This is a genomic window from Streptomyces sp. HD (genome assembly GCF_028369295.1).
Classification (GTDB): Bacteria; Actinomycetota; Actinomycetes; order Streptomycetales; family Streptomycetaceae; genus Streptomyces.
In genome coordinates this window covers 1-18,987 of the sequence record NZ_JAQMYP010000042.1, presented here as the reverse complement: position 1 = coordinate 18,987, position 18,987 = coordinate 1, and the positions used below count along the sequence as shown (strand labels likewise).

Below are 18,987 nucleotides of genomic sequence, written 5' to 3'. Positions count from 1 at the left end.
GTGCGCTACATCGTCATCGGGGCCGGAGCGGTCGGAGGAGTCATCGGCGGGCGGCTCGCGGGATCGGGGCACGAGGTCGTGCTCGTCGCGCGGGGTGCCCACTTCGAGGCCCTACGGGACCACGGCCTGCGACTCAGGGTTCCGGAGGGCGAGCTCGTCCACCGGCTGCCGGTCGCCGACGGGCCGGGCGTGCTCGGGGAGCTGCGGCCCGACGACGTCCTCGTCCTGGCTGTGAAGACACAGGACAGCACGGCCGCCCTGCAGGCCTGGGCTGCCGTACCGGTCGCGGGCGGCGGCACGGCGGCCGAGCGCCTGCCGCTGTTCTGCGCACAGAACGGCGTCGAGAGCCAACGCCTCGCCCTGCGGCTCTTCCGGCGGGTGTACGGCGTCTGCGTCTGGCTGCCGTCGACCTACGTCGAACCCGGCATCGTCTCCGCGGCCGGCAGCCCCCTCACCGGCATCCTGCATCTGGGCCGTCACCCCCAGGGAGCCGACGAGACCGCCCGCCTCGTCGCCGCCGACCTGGAGAAGTCCCACTTCGAGGCGCCGGTCGTGGCGGACGTGGCTCGCTGGCAGTACGCCAAACTGCTGGGCAACCTCGGCAACGCACTGGAGGCGGTGACCGGCCCGGTCGCCGACGAGCAGGCGACGGCGCTGCTGCGGCGCGTGCGGGCCGAGGGCGCGGCCGTGCTCGACGCCGCCGGGATCGCCTACGCGAGTGCCGAGGAACAGCAGGCCGTGCGGGGCGACAAGGTCACCCTCGTCCCGCTCGACGGCACCCCGCGGGGCGGCGGCTCCTCCTGGCAGTCCCTCACCCGCGGCACCGGCACCATCGAGGCCGACTACCTCAACGGCGAGATCGCCCTCCTGGGCCGCCTGCACGGCGTACCGACGCCGCTGAACGAACTCCTCCAGCAGCTCGCCAACACCTTCGCACGGGAGCGACGGGTGGCGGGATCGATGCCGGTGGGGGAGCTGGTGCGACGGGCCGACGAGGCGCTTGCCGGCACACCCTGACCCTCTTATGGCGACTTGGCCCAACTCCGAGACACATAGCGGGCGTTGTCCCTATGGTGAAGCGCGCGAGTTCGGCAGGAAGGGCAGGTCACCGTGGTGGGCAGAGCGTTACCGTCGCTGCCGCAGTACCGCAAGGACGGGGTGACCCGGCGGCTGTGCGCATCGGCTCATCTGGACGACGACCTCGCCGCCGAGGTCGACCGCGAGCTCACCGGCGACCGGCTGGACGCGATCGGACTGACCCTCGGCATCAACTTCGTCGCCCTGGCTCGGCACGCGCGCGTGGCCGTGCGGCGACGGGAGGCGCTCGATCGGCAGCTGGCCGGGCTCGGCGCCCTGTTGGTGGTCGCCCTCTTCGCCCTCCTGTGGGGACTGGCCGGCGGTCACGGAACGGTCGTCCAGGCCGGTTTCTACGGCCTGCTCGGCGTCCTCGTCGCCACCTGGTGGCTGATCCATCACGCCGAGTCCCGGGCGCGTGTGGCGGCGCAGCAGGTGCTCCACGGCCAGGAGAAGCCCGAGGGGCTCGCCCCACCCGTGGAGCCCGAGGCGGAGGCGTGGCTGAACGATCTCAAACGCGCCAACGTGTTGCCGTACGCCGACCAGGCCGCACTCGACAAGCCGTTCGTCGGCAGCGGTCACATCCAGCTCGGGAAAGTCGTCGTGTGGCAGCCCATCGACATCAGCAAGCCCGCCGCGGCGTCGGGTGGCGGCACCCGGCCGATGCTGCCCTTCGACGCCATCGACCTGCACACCTATGTGGCCCGCGAGATGGAGAAGATCTCCGGCCTGGACGGCCTGCGGGCCAGGAACCGGCTCTACGTCCTCGGCAGCCACGCCTACCTGCTCCCGGACCTCGTGCCCGACCGCACCCGACGGCCGCACGCCCAGATCCCCAAGCAGCTCGTCCAGGCGGGCCTGCACCAACCCGGCGCGGCCATGCGAACCCACCTCTGCCTGGAACGGGTCGGAGAAGGCGGACGCATGGTCGTGTCCATGTACGTCAGGGCGATCCTCAACCGGCCCAGCCTGAGCTGGGAGGTCGCCGTCTACGCCATACCGCCGCTGCACGGCCGCTTCCACGTGGTGGACCGGCTGCCGGTGGCGCCCTTCGACCGCTGGCGGAGCCTGGTCGCGTACGCGACGCTGCGCCTGTGGCCCGAGCTGAGCGGCGCTCCGCGGCGGATCAACGAGCGGAACCGGCGACGACGCCGCTCCGCGAAGTTCCTGCGCAAACTCCGCCGGGACATCACCAGGCAGCATGTGATCTACGACTACGGCGCCCCCGACAGTCTGCGTGAGCGGTACGGCGACTGGGACCAGGCCGGGCACAACGAGCTCACCGACGCGGCGGACTTCCTCAACCGGCTCCAGCAGGGTGTGCTCACGGCGACCGAGCGGTTCCTGAAGGACCACAACATCGACACCAGCTCGTTCGACAAGGCGCAGCAGATCATCACGCAGACCTACAACATCAACAACGTCAACGGCCCCAGCAACATCGGCACCGGCGGCACCATCAACAGTCCGGGCGGGCCGCAGGGGAGCGGTGCCCCAGGGCAACAGGGCGGCGGCCAGCCCCCGGCCAGGCCCTGAACCGCGCACATCACAGGAGGCGGGACATGAGCACGTTCAACATCCGCAACATCAACGGTCCGGCCAACATCGGCGACCACGGACGCATCGAGATCAACAACGGCGCCGACCCGGCCGCGGTCCTGCGCCTCGCGGAGCAGCTCGTCGAGCGGCTGCGCGCCGACAATCCGGCGCTCGTGCCGCAGGCGCAGGTCATCCAGGGCGAGCTGGCCGGCACCGGGCAGGACGGCCGGACCGCCGACCGCGGCCGTATCCGCTCCGCCCTGGAGACCATCGGCATCGGCGTGGCGGCGGGCAGCGGCAGTCTCGCCCTGGTCCAGGAGATCGGCCGCGTGCTCGGACTGTGACACCGGGCGCCCCGCCTGTCCTGCGGGGCGCCCGGCCCGCTCATCTCACCGCGGTCACTCGACCATGACGACTCACGGCGGTCACCTGGCCTTGACGACCGCCCGCACCCCGCCCCCGAACTCCAGCTCCAGACCCGAGCGCAGCGGGACCGTCTGACCGGGGCCGATCTGCTGGGACGTGCCGTCGGAGCGAGTGCCCGTCCAGGTGTCCTTCGAATGGTTCTTGATGCCGAAGCGGCCCGGCTTGCTGGGGTGCTCGACCAGTTCCGCGACCAGGCTCGCGTCCGAGCAGTCGTGACGCGTCGGCTCCGGCAGCAGATGGTGCGCCTGGACGCGGGCCGCCCGGCGCAGCCGGATGTGGTGCTGGGCGCGCGGCGGAGGCGTCGTGACCGTCAGCCGGGGCGGCAGCACCAGCCGCGCCCCGCATCCCCAGCACGGCCGTGACGGCGGGTTCTCACCCGGCTCCGTCATGTTCTGCCGACCGCAGGCGGCGCACTCGACCACGGAGTCCAGCACCGCCCGCAGCGCGTTGCGCCACTCGCTCTCCCGCACTCGCGCCGCCGGGTCGTGCAGTCCGGTCGTGAAGCTGCGCCGGAACAGCTCCTGAAGCGTCCCCACCGCCGCGTCCCACGTCGCCAGCACGGTCGCGTGCTCCATCGGGTCGGGCGCGTTCGAGTCGTCCGCCGGGTCGAAGACGAACAGCGGGCTCTTGCCGTACAGCCGCTTCTCCGCCGCCTCGTCGAAGCAGTGGATGCCCAACTCCCGGCGGCCCTCCAGCGGATGATGGTTCATCAGCAGCATGAACAGCAGCACGGCCAGCGAGTGCAGATCGGACTGCGTGCCAGGGCGCGCCCCCGGCTCGGCACGCACCAGCTCCGGCGCCATGAACTTCATCGTCCCCGAGATGCCGCTGACGTCGCCCTCCACGACCGCGTTGTCGTTGTCGCACACCAGCACATCACCCGTGGCCGGGTCGAAGAAGACGTTCCCCCAGGAGATGTCCCGGTAGGCGATACCGCGCGAGTGCAGCGCCTGGTACGCCTCCACCGTGTACAGGCAGGCCGTCAGCAACGCCCGTGTACTGGTGCGCAGTTGGCGCCGGAACAGATCCGGCAGCCCCTTGAAGCGGTCCGGGCGCAACGCCATCAGATAACCGAACGAACCCCGGTGATCGCGCACATAGGCCTCGGGCCACAGGAACCGGTCGTCGTCGAAGTCACGCCCCACCAGCTCCCTGACGATCGCCTCCTGCTCGGGCGTCGCACACGTCGGGTAGTACCACTTGAGCGCCTTCTCACCGCCCGGAGTCCGCACCCGGTACACCTCGCCCTGCCCGCCGGCGCCGAGCATGTCGATGATCTCGACGTCGTCGCCGTTCTCCGCGGTCAGCCGCGTCCCGCTGTCGAGCATGCCGCTCATCTTCTACGTCTCCGTCTTCCGTTCCGTATCCATGGCCCCGGCGTCCGCCGCCGGCTCGGTGTCCTCGCCCACCGGCCCGACGGGGCGCAGCGCCGCCGCCAGCGTCGTGTCGTCGCCGGAGTACTGCGAGGCCTGCCCCAGCCACTGGGGCAGCGAGGCCCGCACCCCGTCACTGCCCTCGGCCGTCAGCCGCCCGTCCAGTCCCGCCACGAACTCCCGGTACCCGTCCGCCGACGCGAAGCTCTTCGACAGCCCGTCCGTCGACAGCACCACCAGCCGCGGGGTCCGCGCCTCGTCGAACACCGGCGCCCAGTGCATCCGCACCGCACGCCAGGCCTGCCGGCCGCACAGCGACTCCGTCTCGTCGCCGAGGTCCTCCTCCGACGGCGCCAGCGGCCGGCGCAACGCCCCGTCGTGCTCGACGACCGCCAGATCCCCGTCGCCGATCTGCCACGCCACGAACAGCCACGGCGTGAGCACCGCGCCGATCAGCGTCGTGCCGTACAGCGCCAGTTTCTGGTCCTGCTCCGGCTCCTTCGCCCCCTCGTCGGCGACCGGACGGTGCCGGGCCCAGTGGCCCAGGGCCGCCTCCCGCCAGTCGTGGACCAGCGCGCGCGGGAAGTCGTCGCGGGCGTACGTCATCAGCCGCGCCAGCCGCCCCGGCTCATGACAGTCACGCGCGGCCCGCCCGAACTCGGCCCCGCGGAGCAGGAACCGGTCCACGGCGAACCGCGCCCCGAGCCCGCTGCGCGCGTGCACGGCCGAACCGTGCCCGTCGGCCACCGCGAGGACCAGCGGGTCGTCACCGTGACCGGTGCCCTCACAGGCGTACCAGTCCTGGTTGTGCCGCTTGTTGACCCCCTGGACGCTGTCGCCGAGCGTCTCCCAGCGCCGCACCCCGAGCGTCACCACACGTCGTCGTCATCGTCGTCGAGGACCGGCGGCGCGTACGGCTGCTTCACGGCCGAGTCCGCCGAGCTCGCCATCTGCTGCGAGGCCGCCTTCACCGCCGCCGTGGACGCCCAGCGGATCGCCGCCGCGAGCTGCTTGGGGCTGTTGGCGTCCAGCGGCTGCAGTTCGGGGTTGCCGAGGAACTCCTGCAGTACCGAGCGGTCCGCGTCGGCGCCGATCGCGATGGCGACCCGCACCGCCTTACGGCCCCACGGCGTCGCGTCGATCGCCTTCAGGCCCGCCTTCCAGTCGTCCGTGGGCACACCGTCCGACACCAGCGCCAGCACCGGCTTCAGCGCCCGCTGCGGCATCGGCGGGCTCTGCAGCTCCCGCGAGACCAGCGTGAACGCCTCACCGAGGTTGGTCATGCCGTCCACCTCGACGTCCTGCCAGGTGAAGTCGTCCACCGGGACCGGCGTCGGATGGTGCCACTGGGCCGTCGTGGAGAACGTGATGGTGCGCAGCAGCAGTTGGGCGGCCGGGTTGTCGTGGGCCACCGAACGCATCTCGGGAATCGCTTCCCTGATTGCGTAGTTGAGTCTGGCGATCTTCTCGCCCTGCATCGAGTACGAGCAGTCGAGCAGCCAGATGAAGTGGACCGGCCGGTTCGCCATCGGCCCGCCGGGAATGTCGCTCACTTCGCTTGTCCTTTCCGGTGGTTGGGATGTCCGCGCGTAGGGGAGCCGAGGGCTCCCCTACGTTCGGGGATCAGGGCAGCAGCGACAGTGCGAGCAGCGCCGCCCCGGCCGCCGTCAGCACCAGCGAGGCGACGAACAGGCCTGCCGCCATCCGCCGTCCCCGCCCGATCGGTCTGGTCACCTGCGTCATGCCGGGCTGTACTTCCTCTCCTTCTCGCCGCTGCCGCGCAGCCGCAGTCTGCGCTCCTTGCCGCCCGACCCCGAGCCCGGCCCGATCAGCGCCCCGGTCCTCAGCCCCGAGGCCGCGAGCAGCCACAACACCGGCTCCGCCGCCCTGCGCTGCTCGGGCTCCAGCGGTCCGGTACCGGTGGCGGCGTGAGCGCTGACGGACCAGTAACGCGCCGCCCGGAAGTCGTGCCCGAGAGCGCGCACGAAGCCGCCGAGGCCGATGTCCTCCAGCCAGGTGTCGATCCGCGCACCGGCCACGGGCAGCGAGGACAGCTGGTCCAGCACATCCCGCTTGGTGACGACCGCCGCAGCCGACAGCCGCCCGCGCCGGCCTGCCAGCGCCGTGAGCTCACCGATCAGCCGCTGATACGTCTCCCAGGGCCCCTGGGCCGAGGGCCGTGCGTCCCCCGCCCGCCGGGCGTCATCGGCGCTCAGCCTGCCGCGCACCTTGGGGTCGGCGAGGACGTCGGCAACCAGGACGATGCCGTTCGCGTGCGCCAAGTACTGCTGGGCACGCACCCGGTCGGCCTCACTCACCGACTCGCCCATCGGGTCGTACAGATACAGCAGCCTGCGCCGCCGCCCGCGCGCCACGGTCAGCATCAGCGCACGCGGCTGTCCGCCGGTGGTGGCGTGGGCCCAACCGGTCTGCTTCAGCTCCTGGTTGAGGTCGGCGGCCGTACGCCGGTCCTCGTCGGAGGCGTACTCGACGGTCAGATCGCCGCGCCGCGCCCACGCGTGCAGGCCCTCCACCATGGCCGCCATCAGCATGGTCTTGCCGGACGACGTGCCGCCGACCAGCGGCGCGTGCACCACCCGGGTGGTACCGGCCGTCTCCGGCAGGGCCCGGGCACAGTGCGGGCACAGTGCGGCCAGCTTGCCGCGCCCCGCGAGCCGGGTCGTCGGCAGCCGGTGCCCGCACGTGCACGCGTGCCACAGCACGCCGTACCGTCCCGGCCGCAGCGCACGATGCTCGGCCCGGCAGCCCGGGCACCGGTGCACGGCCAGCGGCACCGGCCGATAGCAGCCGGGGTACGGGCACTTGACGCGCACTCCCCGCACCAGCAGCCACCCGCGCTCCACGCCCCGCAGCACCGGTACGGCCGCCGCGCAGCCGAGCCAGACCAGGCCCAGCAGCAGGGCGAACACGGCATGCACGATGCCGAGGCCGACGGTGGCGAGCGCGGCGCCGAGCAGGGCGCCCAGGGCGACGCCGGGCCCGACGAGGACGATCAGCAGGAAACGGGAGCCGGGCGAGCTGCCACGGATGCCCGAGGGACGCATCCCGTGGAACAGGTTCCGTACGAACCGCCCCATCCACGGGTCGGAGAACGTCGTCCAGATGACCCGCATCCCGTATCCGGCGGCCGAGACGGCGTCGACCCGCATCTGCCGCCACCAGTACCCGAGATGAGCGGGCTCGCCCGCTCCCACGACCGGGATCCGCTGATCGGACCGTCCCACCTGCCAGGGCCCGAGCCCCTGCCACACGGCACTCACCCCGACGCCGAGGAACTGCCACAGCGCACGGAACAGGCAGAGGCCGACACCTATGACGAGGATCGGGCCGAGCACGAGGAAGAGCGGGAGGGCCGGAGTGAGTGAGTTCATCGGCGATCCCCTTCACGAGCCGGACCGGCGGCGGCCACGACGGCTGTGACGTTGTTCATCGGCGCCGCCCCTCGGCCGGCGGCTCCACGTCCCCGGGCCACACCGGCGGCTGGTCCGCGCCGCGCCGGCCACGGCCGGACAGCCGGCCGGCGAGCCGCCCCAGTGCGCCCGGACGGTTCCAGGCGCGGAACGCGTCGAGCCTGCCGCGCCCCGCCCGCCCGAGGGCCTGCTCGACGGCGGCGACGTCCTCGGCGGGCAGTGCCCGCACGATCGGCCGCAGCACCTTCGTCAACAGGGCCGTCCGTGTCTCGTCCCATTCCGGCCGGGTACCGGCGAAGGCGTTCCAGGCACCGAAGCAGACGGCGACATACGACGGCACCGTCCGCAGCCGGTCACCCACCCGGTCCGAACGCCCCACCCGCTCGTACGCCGCGAGCAGCCGCGGCTCGGCCGCCCTGGCCAGGGCGTACAACTCGCTCTCGGGCTCCGGCCGCAGGACGAGCCGCCACGCGAGGGCGTCGGCCACCCGCTCCAGCACCGTCCCCGGCACGGGCTCGGCCGCACCGTCCCGCAACGCCAACGCCCGCTCGACCCAGTTCTCGCCCTCGCCCTCGGTACCGAGCAGACCGGCGAACTCCAGCAACAGCAGCGCGGCACGCTGCCCCGGCCGCAGTTCCGTGGGGAAGCAGCGCAGCAGATCGGCTGCGAACACCGGGACGTCGGGGTCGTCCGGAGGCGCCGCGAGCGCCGCGTCGATCAGTATGTCCCGGGTACCGGCCGCGCGGTGGATGTCCGACCCCAGCTGGTTGAGCAGCAGGCTCGCCTCCTGGCCGGTCGGCAGAACGCCGGACCACACCAGGTCGAGCGCGGTGCGCAGGACCGCCGTATCGGCGTGCGGCGAGACACCAGCGCTGCGCAGCACACCGTGGAACCGCCCGAGCCGGTCACCGCCGCTGCCGCCGACGGGCTCGCCCGGCATGACACACATCTGCAGATGCGGAAACCCGGTCTGCAGGTCCACGGGCAGCCCGGTCCCGGCCAGCCTCCGTGCCACACCGGGCGGGTCGGCCTGCGCCAGCGCGTTCAGGGCACCGAACAGCGCGATACGCAGGGCCGGATGCTCGCGCACGGCGTCGAGGAGGGCGGGGGGACAGGGGGACGCAGGCTCCGCGGGCGGGTTGCCGGCGAGGGAGGCGGGGCCGCCGGCCTGGGCGTGCCCCGAACCGCCGTCCGGCGTCCTGCCGAGGCCGTCGCCCGGAGCCTGACTCCACCAGGCGTCGCCCGCCTGGCGACTGGTTCCGAGGGACCCGGGCCCCGACGCACCATCCGCGTGACCGGCGGAGTCCCGGCCCGAACCGCCACCAGGCGTCGACCGGCCCGAACCGTAGGCAGGCGTCGACCGGCCCGAACCATCTACGGACGCGGTCTTGCCGGAACCATCTACGGACGCCGTCCTGCCGGAACCGTCGCCCGGGGCTTGGCTCCACCACGCCTCGGCCGGGGGACGGCCCTTCCCGTCAGCCGGGGAGCGCCCCTCCCCGTACCCGGCCGCATCGTTTGCCCCGTACCCCGCAGAGCCCCCGCCCGCACCACCCGAAGCACCCGCTGCGCGTGCCGAACCCACCGAGCCTGCTGAACCCACTGGACCCGCCGAACCCACCGGACCCGCCGAACCCACGGGGCCCGCCGAACCCCCGTACCCCGCCGACCCCACCGAGCCCGCAGAAGACTCCGCGACCAGCCCCCGGGCCAGCCGTCCCGCCAGCTCCGGAAGCAGGTCCTGGCAGTCGATGTCCAGCAGGTCCGCTGTCCGCAGCAGTGCGAGGGGGCGGCCGGTGGCCGGCTCCCGTTCATCGGCGATGCCCGCGCGAAGGGAGGGCGCCAGATCCCGGGCCAGCGTGGCCTGAGCCTCGGCGGTCAGCGACCCGGCACGCAGAGCGGGCATGGGCCCCCGGCCCCGTACGGCGGAGACCAGCACCCGGGCCGCGAGGGGCGCGGTCACGACAGTCGGCAACTGCCCCTCCAGCCGGGCCAACAGGGCGGCCAGCGCGGCATGTTCACCATCGCCATCTCCGCCCGCACCCCCGCCCCCGCCCTCGCACAGGGCGCCCACCAGCGCGGTCAACGTGTCGTCGGCGAGCGTGCCCGCATGCTCGACCGCCCACCCGGCAGCCGCCGTACGCCCCGCCGTGCCCAACTCGACGCCCGCAACCAGCGCGGCCACCGCCAGCGGCCCGGTCTCCGTGGAGGTGTCGCGGAACAGGTCGGGGCGCCCGGCGCACCAGATGCGCGCGCAGATCCGGGCCCAGGCATCGGTCACCGCTTCCGGCGCCGGTCGGGCCGTACAGTCGTGAACCCGGTAGCGGTGGTCGTGGCTGACCGACTCCGAGGACGGCAGGACGCCGATGATCTGCTGGCGGGCCTGCTGCGGACGCCGTGTGTAGGTGGTGAACGTCAGCCGGTGTGCCTGTTCGCGGGGCAGCACCGCGCAAGCGAGTGCGATCCACTGGGCGACATCGGCGCTGTCGTGCTCGACGAGGACGATCTGACCGGCGGCGTCGGGATCCTCCGTCAACGCCCGCAGGTCGGCGAAGAACGCGGCGAGACGGTCGGACCGGGACACGGCGAAGGCGATCAGGCTGTCCTTGCGGAGCAGCCCGGACGGTTCGAACCGGTCGATCGGGTGGGGCCGGCCGTCGGCAGGCGTGGTGTCGGCCCAGCGCGGCGACTCCCACGCGGTGATCGGCAGCGCGCCGTCCGGCAGCCGGACGCCCGACGGAAGGTGCAGCGCGTGCGCGTGGAAGTTGCCCCATCGGCCGCTGTAGTCCGCCCCGGTGTACACGGAACGGCTCAACAGCCGCCCGCCGTCGGTGAGGTCGGAGAAACTGAAGGCCTTCGGGAAGCTCTTCAGCTGCTCGGCGTCGGGCCGGGCGGGGAAGTCACGCGGGGGCTCGTAGCCGATGAGCTGCTCGGCCTCCCGCAGCAGCCCCTGCGGGACCCCGGCGCTGACCGCGGTGAACCGGAACCCCGAGCCGTCCGGCCCGGGCGGTGCCGAGGTGTAGTGCAGTTGGGCGAGGGTCACTTGACACGTCCCTTCCCTGCGCGTCCCTTCGCGGCGGACCGCACGGGCAGCAGCCCCCGCCGGGCCAGCAGCCACAGCAGCGGGTCCTCCACCCGTACCGGCTGCGGCCCCGACTTCGGTACGTCCGCGGGCGCCTCGGCGGGCGGCGGCGCACCGAGGGCCGACAGCCCGAACAGCGACAACTCGGCGAAGTCCAGCTCCAGTTGGCGTACGAGAGCCCCGGAGTCCCAGTCGGCCATCAGGGACCGGATCTCCTCGTGCACGGCGAGCCGGTCGTCCTGGTCGAACCGGCCCTCGGTGTGCGGCGCGTTGCGCAGCACCGGCGAATGCGGGTCGAGCAGCGACTTGAGCATGTCGGTCTTGGTGACGGCCACCGCGATCGGCGTGGACACCCGGCCGCGGGAGCCGCCCTTGCCGTGGGCGCGCAGTTGGGCCGCGAGGTCGGCGGCGATCTGCTGCGGCGCCGTCTCGACGACGGGCAGCGGCGGACCGTCGTGCACGGGCAACCGGTCTCGAACGGAGCCGAGTTGAAGTGGATCGACGAGCAGCACGATGCCGTCGGCGGCACTGAGATAGCGCGTGTAGCGGTCCATGGCCTCGGCGCCCGCGAGATCCTCGCCCGCGGCGTCGAAGAAGACCAGCGTGGTGTGCCGGGTACCGGAGCCCGGCCGTCCGCGTCGGGGCACGCTGAGCCGGTACAGGAGCGGATCGTTGAAGCCGAGGGCGGCCGGCCGCGTCGCGTCCGGCAGCCGCAGCCGCTCGTACAGGTCCTCGGCCATCTCCTTGTCCCGCTGCTGGGTGGTCTGTCCCATCGCGGCCAGCGAGGCGTGGTAGGCCTGCCCCACCCGCTGGTTCAACTCGTTGACCAGCACGGACACATAGGTGCTCTTGCCGGAGGCCTTCGCGCCGACCAGGGCGATGATCCGGCTGTCCTGGTCGCAGTAGTCGCTCGGCAGATCGTTGTGACAGGCCCGGCACACCCGCACCGGGGTGGGCACCCCGCAGTCGGGACAGGGCACGCTGCTGCCACCGCGCAGCCCGCCGGCCACCGCGGGCAGCCTGCGGCCCGGAGCGAACACGGGACCGCGCATCCGGGCCGCCGGGGGCGCGCTCGGCCCCATGAACCCCGCCCATATGTCGTCACGTTGGGGGCCGCAGGGGGTGCCGCCGCGGACGCCGCTCGGGGTCATCAGGCAGCGGTAGGGCAGCTTGGCCGCGGACGAGCGGTCGAAGCAGTAGGGGCAGATCACGGTCGTCATGGTCAGCGCACCACCAGGGTCGCGGGGGACGGTTCTTCGAGACGTACGGCGGCCGCGTGCTCACCCAGCAGGAAGCCGCGCAGGGTGTAGGGGGCCGGACAGGGTACGGCCGGCAACTCCTGCTCGACCGTGCCGTGCCGGGTCAGGTCGGTGCCGGGTATGCGCAGCACGGTGGTGCCGTCGGTCGCGGTGCGCGGCCGCAGGGTGCCACTGCGCGCGACGCACACGAACTCCGGGACGCCCGTGTGCCCCAGGGGAGCGGACAGGGTGACGCGCAACAGGGTACGGCCCCGGCCCAGCAACCGCCTTGGCCCGCGCACGAGTTGATAACCGATCGCGGTGTCGGGCGGCAGCACGACCTCGGCGACGGCGGCAGGCACGACGACGGCCCCGGGCACCTGAGCAACGGCGGAGGCCCGAACCAGCACCCCACCCGCCCCGACGGACAACCGCAGTCCGTTACGGCGGTAGGCATGGGCGGTGACGGTACGCCGACCACCGCCCCCGGATCCTCCCTCAGGGACGGAACCGACGGCGTCCACGTCCGAACCGCTCAAAGGCTCCCACTCCACGACCAGTTGACCGACGCCGTCGGGCCAGTCGAGCTTGACCGCCGCCTGTCCTTCCGGAAGCCGCTGGACGACGAGCCCGGTGACCGCCCGCAGCACCTCCACGTCGACCACGGGACCGGCGAGCGCCCGATCACCGAGTACGGCGACGGCGGCGACCCGCGTGAACCCGCCCGGCGGCGGATCCAGCACCCCGGCCCGTTCGGGCCGGTCCAGCCGCGCCGGAAGCTGCTCGGTACGCAGCTCGCTGCCCGGTACCGGGGCATCACCGGGCCACCGCACAAGACGGACCTCACCGTCCCGCGCCCCGGTCCACTCGAACCGCAGAGCCGTGCCGTCGGGGCGAGCGGTGAGGGTGCGGACTGGGTCGGGCCAGGGATGGACGGTGCGGGTGGCGCGGACGCCGGGGGAGGGGACGAGGGTTCCGTCGGGGGCCCGATACCGACAGACGACGCGAAAGGAGTGCGCACCGATGGCGAGACCAGTAGCGGCGAACCCATCGGCACGGGAAGCCAGTTGCCCCCCACTCCGACCCCCACCCATCCCACTCCACTCGACCGTAACCTCGGTCGCACCGGCCGGCCGCCGCCAGGAGCCCTCGACCCGCCCGGGCCCATCCACGAGGACGAGCCCCTCCACCTCAGGTGCGACAAGCACTCGCCGCGAAACGTACGGCGCCCCCGCGACCACCCCGTCGCGCAACGGAAGGGCGGCATACCGAACGCTGGACCCGAGGGCAACGACGGTGTCCCGAGCCGCACCACGCCCCTGTACCGCCACCTCCCGCACCTTGGCCGCACCCACCGGGTCCCGGTACAGGCACAGAAGCAGCCAGTCCCGCTCGCCCTCCCCGTCCGTCCCGTCCCAGCTCAACTCAACATGATCCGGACGGAGTTCGGCACGCAGCGGGGAGGGCCCCCTGGACCGGGGCCGATGATGACGAACCAGTGCACGCAGAGCCCGCCGATCATCAACGGCCTCACGCAGTGCACCCAGCAACTCCTCGGTCGCCCGCTCGACGTCTCCGCGCCCCTCGGCCTCCCGGGCCGCACGCAGGGCGTCCTCAACGGCCCTCAACCGGACGGACAGCGCACCCCGCAGCGCTTCCAGCGCCGGATCGGTACGGTCCTGCGGCAGCCGCGCCAACAGCCCACGCACCCGGTGCAGCCGGTGCCGTTCCCAGGCATCGGCGAGAGATTCGGCGGCATCAAGCTGCTGCCGACTGAGGACGGGCCGCAGCCGCGCCGCCGCCACGATCCCGGCGACCTCGTCCGGATGAACCCCCAACTCAACGGCAGAACGCGGGCGTTCACCCGGCTCCCGCTCCTGTAACAGCCCGATCAGCTGATACAGCACCACCCTGCGCAGCGCCTGCGGATCACGACGCTGCAGTTCGGCGAGCAGCCCCACGACCGACGCCGTGGAACTCGCGGTCCGAGCGAGGCCGTCCAGCAGAGCGCCGTCCACCCGCTGCCGCCCACGGGCCCCGGACGGTAAGTACAGCCCGTCGAGCACACGTAACCCACCACCGCCGGGCGGCAGCAGCGCCGCGCCCAGGTGCCGTAACCCCGCGGCGTGCTGCGCGGCGACAAGCTGGGCGTAACCGGGCACCAGCGGACTCAACGGCAGCCCGGCCAACGCCCGTGGCAGCCCCAAGTAATGCCCGAACTCGCGTCCAGCCACGTGCGCCGCTCTCCCCCGATAGCTCTTCGGGGAACATCCCAGCAGATCCATGCTCCCGGGGAGACGGTTTTTCCCGAATCGAAGCGCTCCTGACCAGCCGCGACCGCCCCCGCGCGATGGCTGACCGAGGGAGGGTGCGCAGCCCGGCGAGACGGGGTGCGGCCGCGCCCACCCGTGCCGCCCCAGCGGCACGACTGCCCGCAGCTACGCGAGCAACACGGCCTGCGGCTGCGTGAGCAACGACGGCCTGCGGCTACGTGAGCAACGACCGCCCGAGGTTTGGGCGGACCGGCGACCGCCCGCAGCGCGGCGGGCCGGGCCCAGTCGACGGCGCACCGCGGTGATGGCGCGTACCCCCACCGGCCTGCAGTCGCGTTGAGCGGGCCGGCGACCGCCCGCAGCGCGGCGGGCCGGGCGCAGTCGACGGCGCACGGCGGTGATGGCGCGTCCCCCCCCACCGGCCTGCAGTCGCGTTGGGCGGGCCGGCGACCGCCCGCAGCGCGGCGGGCCGGGCGCAGGCGACGGCGCACGGCGGTGATGGCGCGTCCCCCCAACGGCCTGCAGTCGCGTACGGCGGGAAGGGGACGTGCCGGGGGGTGTCCGCCCGCAGTGGCCGGCGTCAAGACGCGGCACCTCCTGGCCTACGCCAGCCGCCGGTCCGAGGACGGACACCCCCCGGCGCGGCCTCGACCCACAACGCACCCGCAGGCGCTACGCGCACCCCCACCGAACACCAGCAGGCTGCCGCAGGCATCGCCCCCGCCCACCCGCCGAAGGCCTACGCAGCCAAAACCCGCACCCCAGCCCCCTCATACCGCTCCACAACCACCGCCGCCACCTCAGCCGCAGCCCCCAACACATCCCCCAGCACATCCGCCCCACCCGCACCCCGCACGATCCGGTCCGGCAGAAACCCCGGCGCCAGGACATACGGCGCCACAGCCACCCGCTCACAGCCGAGCTCCCGCAGCTCCCGCACAGCGTCCTCGGTGCGAGGAAGAGATGCGGAGGCGAACGCAGGCCGCACGGCGCACCAACCGGTGTGCCGCCACTCCCGCGCGATTTCTGCGATCACTGCGATCGCCTCCGGGTCGGTGGACCCCGCCGAGGCCAGCACGACCCCGGTCGAGGACTTGTCGGCGGGCGTCAGGCCCGCCTCGTACAGGCGCCGCTCCAGGGCCGCCATCAGCAGCGGCGACGGGCCGAGAACCTCCGCCTGCCGGATCCGCAGCTGCCGCGGCGCATCCCGCAGCACCGCAGGGATGTCGGCCTTCGCGTGAAACGCCCGCGTCAGCAACAGCGGCAGCGCCACCACGTCCCGTACGCCCTCCGCCGCCAACGACTCCAGCACCCCCCGCACCGACGGGATGTTGAAGTCCAGGAAGCCGGTCTCCACCCGCACGTCGGGGCGCAGCGAACGGACCCGCCGTACGAGGGCGTGCACGGTCGCGGCGTGCCGAGGGTCGCGGCTGCCGTGGGCGATGACGAGGAGGACCGGTTTCTGGTACATCGGGTTCAGCTCCTTGCCAGCAGGCCTCGGCTGCGCAGCACCCGCCGCTCCAGCGGGCTGAAGATCAGCAGGTCGATGGCGATGCCGACGACGAGGATGAGCAGGATGGCGAAGAAGACCATGGACATGGAACTGGTGTTGCGCCCGTTCTCCAGCAGCTGCCCCAGTCCCACACCCAGGTCGGGCGAGGACGCGATGATCTCCGCGGCCATCAGCGACCGCCAGGAGAACGCCCACCCCTGCTTCAGACCGGAGAGATAGCCCGGCAGCGCAGCCGGCATCACGATGTGCCAGGTGCCCTTCAGCCCCGTCGCGCCCAGCGTGCGGCCCGCCCGAAGGAACAGCGGCGGCACCTGGTCGACGCCGGACACCAGCCCGTTGGCGATGGACGGCACCGCACCGAGCAGGATCACCGCGAACATCATCCGGTCGTTGAGGCCCAGCCAGATCACGGCCGGCGGCACCCAGGCGACCGACGGCAGCGACTGCAGCCCGGACAGGATCGGCCCGATGGCCGCACGCACGAACCGAACACGCGCCACCAGCAGCCCCAGCGGGGTCCCGATCACCAGCGCCAGCAGGAAGCCCAGCAGACCGCGCGAGACGGACGTCCAGATGTACTCGTGGAGCGTGCCCTGCAGCCAGGCCTCACGCAACTCACCCCACACGTCCGCGGGCGCGGGCAGCTTCGTCGGGTCCCCGGCGATCCCGGACGACACCAGGAACTGCCACACCGCCAGCACCAGCGCGACGGCGACGACGGGCGGCAGGACCTTCTGGGTCAGGGTCCGCCGCAGCGGCGTACGGCCCGTCTGGACCGTCTCCAGGGCGTCCAGACCCGCTTCGAGTCCGGCGAGATCGTTGCCGTCCTTGGCGGCGGTCGTCTCAGTGCTGGCCATGGCGGCGGATCTCCCCACGCAGTTCTTCGGTGATCTCCCGGGACAGTTCGGCCACCTCGGCGTCCTCGATACGACGCGGCTGCGGAATGCCGACCGTCCACTCGCGGGCGACCCGGCCCGGCCGGGAGGACAGCAGGACGACACGCTGGGCGAGCCGCACCGCCTCACGCACGTTGTGCGTGACGAACAGGACGGACAGCTGTGTCTCGCGCCAGATCCGGGTGAGCTCGTCGTGCAGCACGTCCCGCGTGATCGCGTCGAGCGCCGCGAACGGCTCGTCCATCAGCAGCAGCTTGCTGTCCTGGGCGAGCGCCCGCGCCATGGCGACGCGCTGGCGCATACCGCCGGACAGCTCGTGGACCCGCTTGCCGTGCGCGCCCTTCAGCCGGACGAGTTCGAGGAGTTCCTCGGCGCGCTCGCGCCGCTCCGTCTTGGCGACTCCCCTGAGTTTGAGGGCGAGTTCGATGTTCTTGCCGGCGGTCAGCCACGGGAAGAGGGCGTGCTCCTGGAACATCAGGGCCGGGCGCCCGTCGGTCGTGATGCTGCCCGCGCTGGGCCGGTCCAGCCCGGCCACCAGGTTCAGCAGCGTCGACTTGCCGCAGCCGGACGCCCCGAGGAGGGTGACGAACTCGCCAGGCGCGACATCGAGCGTGATGTCGTCGAGGACGAGCTGCTGCCCGGCGGGGCCGGCGAAGGACTTCGAGACGTGCTCGATGCGCGCGGCGTGCTTCACGGACGCATCCGTGTCGGCGGCCTTGGCGAGTGCCGTTGCCATGGTCGTCACCTCCTGGGACTCATCGGGGTCAGTGCCTTGCTCACGACGTCACTTCACGCCGAGACCGGCGTCGTCGACCGTGCTCTCGCCCTCGGCCCTGAGGACCTTGTTCAGTGGCGTGAGGTCGTAGATGCCGCGCAGATCCGGCTGCTCCAGCAGCCCCGCCTTCACCGCATGCTCGGCCTCGGTTCCGAGGGTGGAGGCCAGCGGGTCGTCCGTGACCTGGATGGACTGCCACGCCGGGTCGAGCACACCGGCCGGCAGCGGCTTCCCGGTGTCGGCCTTGAGCTGGGCGTTCGCCGCGGCCTTCGCCTTCTCCGGGTTGGCGTCGATCCACTTGTTGGTCCGCACCGAGCCCCGCAGCAGAGCCTCCACGGCCTTCGGGTGCTCCTTGAGGAAGTCCTGCCGCACGATGACGTTCGTGATCACGAACTTCTCGCCGGGCCACAGGTCCGCCTCGTCCAGCAGCACCTTCCCGCCCTCGGCGACCAGCTTGGACGCGGTCGGCTCGGGCACCCAGGCGCCGTCGATCGAGCCCGACTTGTAGGCGTCCGGCGTGATCTTGTTGTCCGTGCGGACCACGGAGACGTCACCCTTGCCGCTCTGCGCGTCGACCTTCCAGCCCCGCTCGGAGATCCAGTTGAGGAACGCCACGTCCTGGGTGTTGCCGAGCTGCGGCGTGGCGATCTTCCGGCCCTTGACGTCGTCCAGGGACTTGATCTTCTCCGGGTCGACCACGAGCTTCACACCGCCCGAGGCCGACCCGGAGATGATGCGCAGGTTCTCGCCGTTCGACTTGAGGTAGCCGTTGACGGCGGGGGAGGGGCCGATCCAGCCGATGTCGATGGAACCCGAGTTGAGCGCCTCGATCTCCGAGGGACCGGCGTTGAACGGGATGTACTCCGCCCGCGTCCCGCCCAGCTCCTTCTGGAACAGCCGCTCGTGCCGGCCGACCAGCGCGGTCGCGTGGGTGAGGTTCCCGAAGTAGCCGATCCGCACCGAGTCCAGCCCGTCGACCTTGGCCGCCCCGGCGATGGCCTGCTCGGTGTTCTCCTTGGCCTGCGAGCCGTAGCCGCAGGCCGCGAGGGCCAGCAGCGGCAGCGCGGCCAGGACGGCGAGCGTCCGTCGCGGGGCGGGGGTGGCAGGCACGGGGAGGTGTTCCTCTCGGTGGCCCGGCGCTCACGCCCTGATCAGGGCGTGGCCGGGAGGTCGGCAGGGTCGTCCGGAGCGGCGCGCATACGGTGCACGCGGGTCAGCGCACACATCGCGACACTCCGCCCTGCCCTCCCCCAAACTCCGTTCGGGGGGACCCCCAGCCGAGGGCGCCGCTACCGACGCGGCCGCCCTCCTTCGCGAACGTGGAGAAGTAGTCGAGGGCCTTCATCTCAGAAGTCCCACCCGTCGTC

General features: G+C 72.6%; 14 protein-coding genes. 3 read left to right on the top strand and 11 right to left on the bottom strand.

The window, feature by feature from the left end:
- The 3 genes from POF73_RS32770 (at nt 1) to POF73_RS32760 (ending at nt 2,957) form a co-directional block, all read left to right on the top strand.
- Nucleotides 1-1,017 carry a ketopantoate reductase family protein gene (locus POF73_RS32770; protein ID WP_272122668.1) on the top strand — a complete coding sequence of 339 codons (1,017 nt, stop codon included), beginning with the start codon at nt 1-3 and terminating at the stop codon, nt 1,015-1,017.
- A gap of 93 nt (nt 1,018-1,110) precedes the next feature.
- Nucleotides 1,111-2,610, top strand: coding sequence for a hypothetical protein (locus POF73_RS32765; RefSeq protein ID WP_272122667.1), 1,500 nt, complete (start codon nt 1,111-1,113; stop codon nt 2,608-2,610).
- 26 nt (nt 2,611-2,636) lie between these two features.
- Nucleotides 2,637-2,957, top strand: a complete 321-nt coding sequence (locus POF73_RS32760; protein WP_272122666.1) for a hypothetical protein — start codon at nt 2,637-2,639, stop codon at nt 2,955-2,957.
- Nucleotides 2,958-3,038: 81 nt separating this feature from the next.
- On the opposite strand, the gene POF73_RS32755 is transcribed toward POF73_RS32760, so the two are convergent.
- The 11 genes from POF73_RS32755 to POF73_RS32705 form a co-directional block, all read right to left on the bottom strand.
- Entirely contained in the window at nt 3,039-4,376 is a 1,338-nt protein-coding gene (locus POF73_RS32755; protein WP_272122665.1) for a protein kinase domain-containing protein, read from the bottom strand.
- Nucleotides 4,377-4,379: 3 nt separating this feature from the next.
- Complete coding sequence (locus tag POF73_RS32750) at nt 4,380-5,288, bottom strand: protein phosphatase 2C domain-containing protein (RefSeq protein ID WP_272122664.1); 909 nt, start codon at nt 5,286-5,288, stop codon at nt 4,380-4,382.
- Nucleotides 5,282-5,941 carry a vWA domain-containing protein gene (locus tag POF73_RS32745; protein ID WP_272122731.1) on the bottom strand — a complete coding sequence of 220 codons (660 nt, stop codon included), beginning with the start codon at nt 5,939-5,941 and terminating at the stop codon, nt 5,282-5,284. Before POF73_RS32745 ends, POF73_RS32750 begins: the two co-directional genes overlap by 7 nt.
- Nucleotides 5,942-6,151: 210 nt before the next feature.
- Nucleotides 6,152-7,804, bottom strand: coding sequence for a TRAFAC clade GTPase domain-containing protein (locus POF73_RS32740; protein ID WP_272122663.1), 1,653 nt, complete (start codon nt 7,802-7,804; stop codon nt 6,152-6,154).
- A gap of 55 nt (nt 7,805-7,859) precedes the next feature.
- Complete coding sequence (locus POF73_RS32735) at nt 7,860-10,886, bottom strand: GTPase-associated protein 1-related protein (protein ID WP_272122662.1); 3,027 nt, start codon at nt 10,884-10,886, stop codon at nt 7,860-7,862.
- Complete coding sequence (locus POF73_RS32730) at nt 10,883-12,145, bottom strand: TRAFAC clade GTPase domain-containing protein (protein WP_272122661.1); 1,263 nt, start codon at nt 12,143-12,145, stop codon at nt 10,883-10,885. The genes POF73_RS32735 and POF73_RS32730 overlap by 4 nt, the downstream gene beginning before the upstream one ends.
- 2 nt (nt 12,146-12,147) lie before the next feature.
- Complete coding sequence (locus POF73_RS32725; protein WP_272122660.1) at nt 12,148-14,397, bottom strand: hypothetical protein; 2,250 nt, start codon at nt 14,395-14,397, stop codon at nt 12,148-12,150.
- Nucleotides 14,398-15,175: 778 nt separating this feature from the next.
- Nucleotides 15,176-15,907, bottom strand: coding sequence for a sirohydrochlorin chelatase (locus POF73_RS32720; protein WP_272122659.1), 732 nt, complete (start codon nt 15,905-15,907; stop codon nt 15,176-15,178).
- Nucleotides 15,908-15,912: 5 nt separating this feature from the next.
- Nucleotides 15,913-16,806, bottom strand: coding sequence for an ABC transporter permease (locus POF73_RS32715; RefSeq protein ID WP_272122658.1), 894 nt, complete (start codon nt 16,804-16,806; stop codon nt 15,913-15,915).
- Nucleotides 16,793-17,581 (bottom strand): ABC transporter ATP-binding protein, encoded by a 789-nt coding sequence (locus tag POF73_RS32710; RefSeq protein ID WP_272122657.1) that lies wholly within the window; start codon nt 17,579-17,581, stop codon nt 16,793-16,795. Before POF73_RS32710 ends, POF73_RS32715 begins: the two co-directional genes overlap by 14 nt.
- Nucleotides 17,582-17,629: 48 nt before the next feature.
- Nucleotides 17,630-18,730, bottom strand: a complete 1,101-nt coding sequence (locus POF73_RS32705; RefSeq protein WP_272122656.1) for an aliphatic sulfonate ABC transporter substrate-binding protein — start codon at nt 18,728-18,730, stop codon at nt 17,630-17,632.
- Nucleotides 18,731-18,987: the final 257 nt, after the last annotated feature.

Excerpts from the sequence above, each read along its gene's own strand:
- POF73_RS32760 (WP_272122666.1), top strand. The coding sequence starts at position 2,637 with ATGAGCACGTTCAACATCCGCAACATCAACGGTCCGGCCAACATCGGC.
- POF73_RS32755 (WP_272122665.1), bottom strand. The coding sequence starts at position 4,376 with ATGAGCGGCATGCTCGACAGCGGGACGCGGCTGACCGCGGAGAACGGC.
- POF73_RS32745 (WP_272122731.1), bottom strand. The coding sequence starts at position 5,941 with ATGGCGAACCGGCCGGTCCACTTCATCTGGCTGCTCGACTGCTCGTAC.
- POF73_RS32740 (WP_272122663.1), bottom strand. The coding sequence starts at position 7,804 with ATGAACTCACTCACTCCGGCCCTCCCGCTCTTCCTCGTGCTCGGCCCG.
- POF73_RS32730 (WP_272122661.1), bottom strand. The coding sequence starts at position 12,145 with ATGACGACCGTGATCTGCCCCTACTGCTTCGACCGCTCGTCCGCGGCC.
- POF73_RS32720 (WP_272122659.1), bottom strand. The coding sequence starts at position 15,907 with ATGTACCAGAAACCGGTCCTCCTCGTCATCGCCCACGGCAGCCGCGAC.
- POF73_RS32715 (WP_272122658.1), bottom strand. The coding sequence starts at position 16,806 with ATGGCCAGCACTGAGACGACCGCCGCCAAGGACGGCAACGATCTCGCC.
- POF73_RS32710 (WP_272122657.1), bottom strand. The coding sequence starts at position 17,581 with ATGGCAACGGCACTCGCCAAGGCCGCCGACACGGATGCGTCCGTGAAG.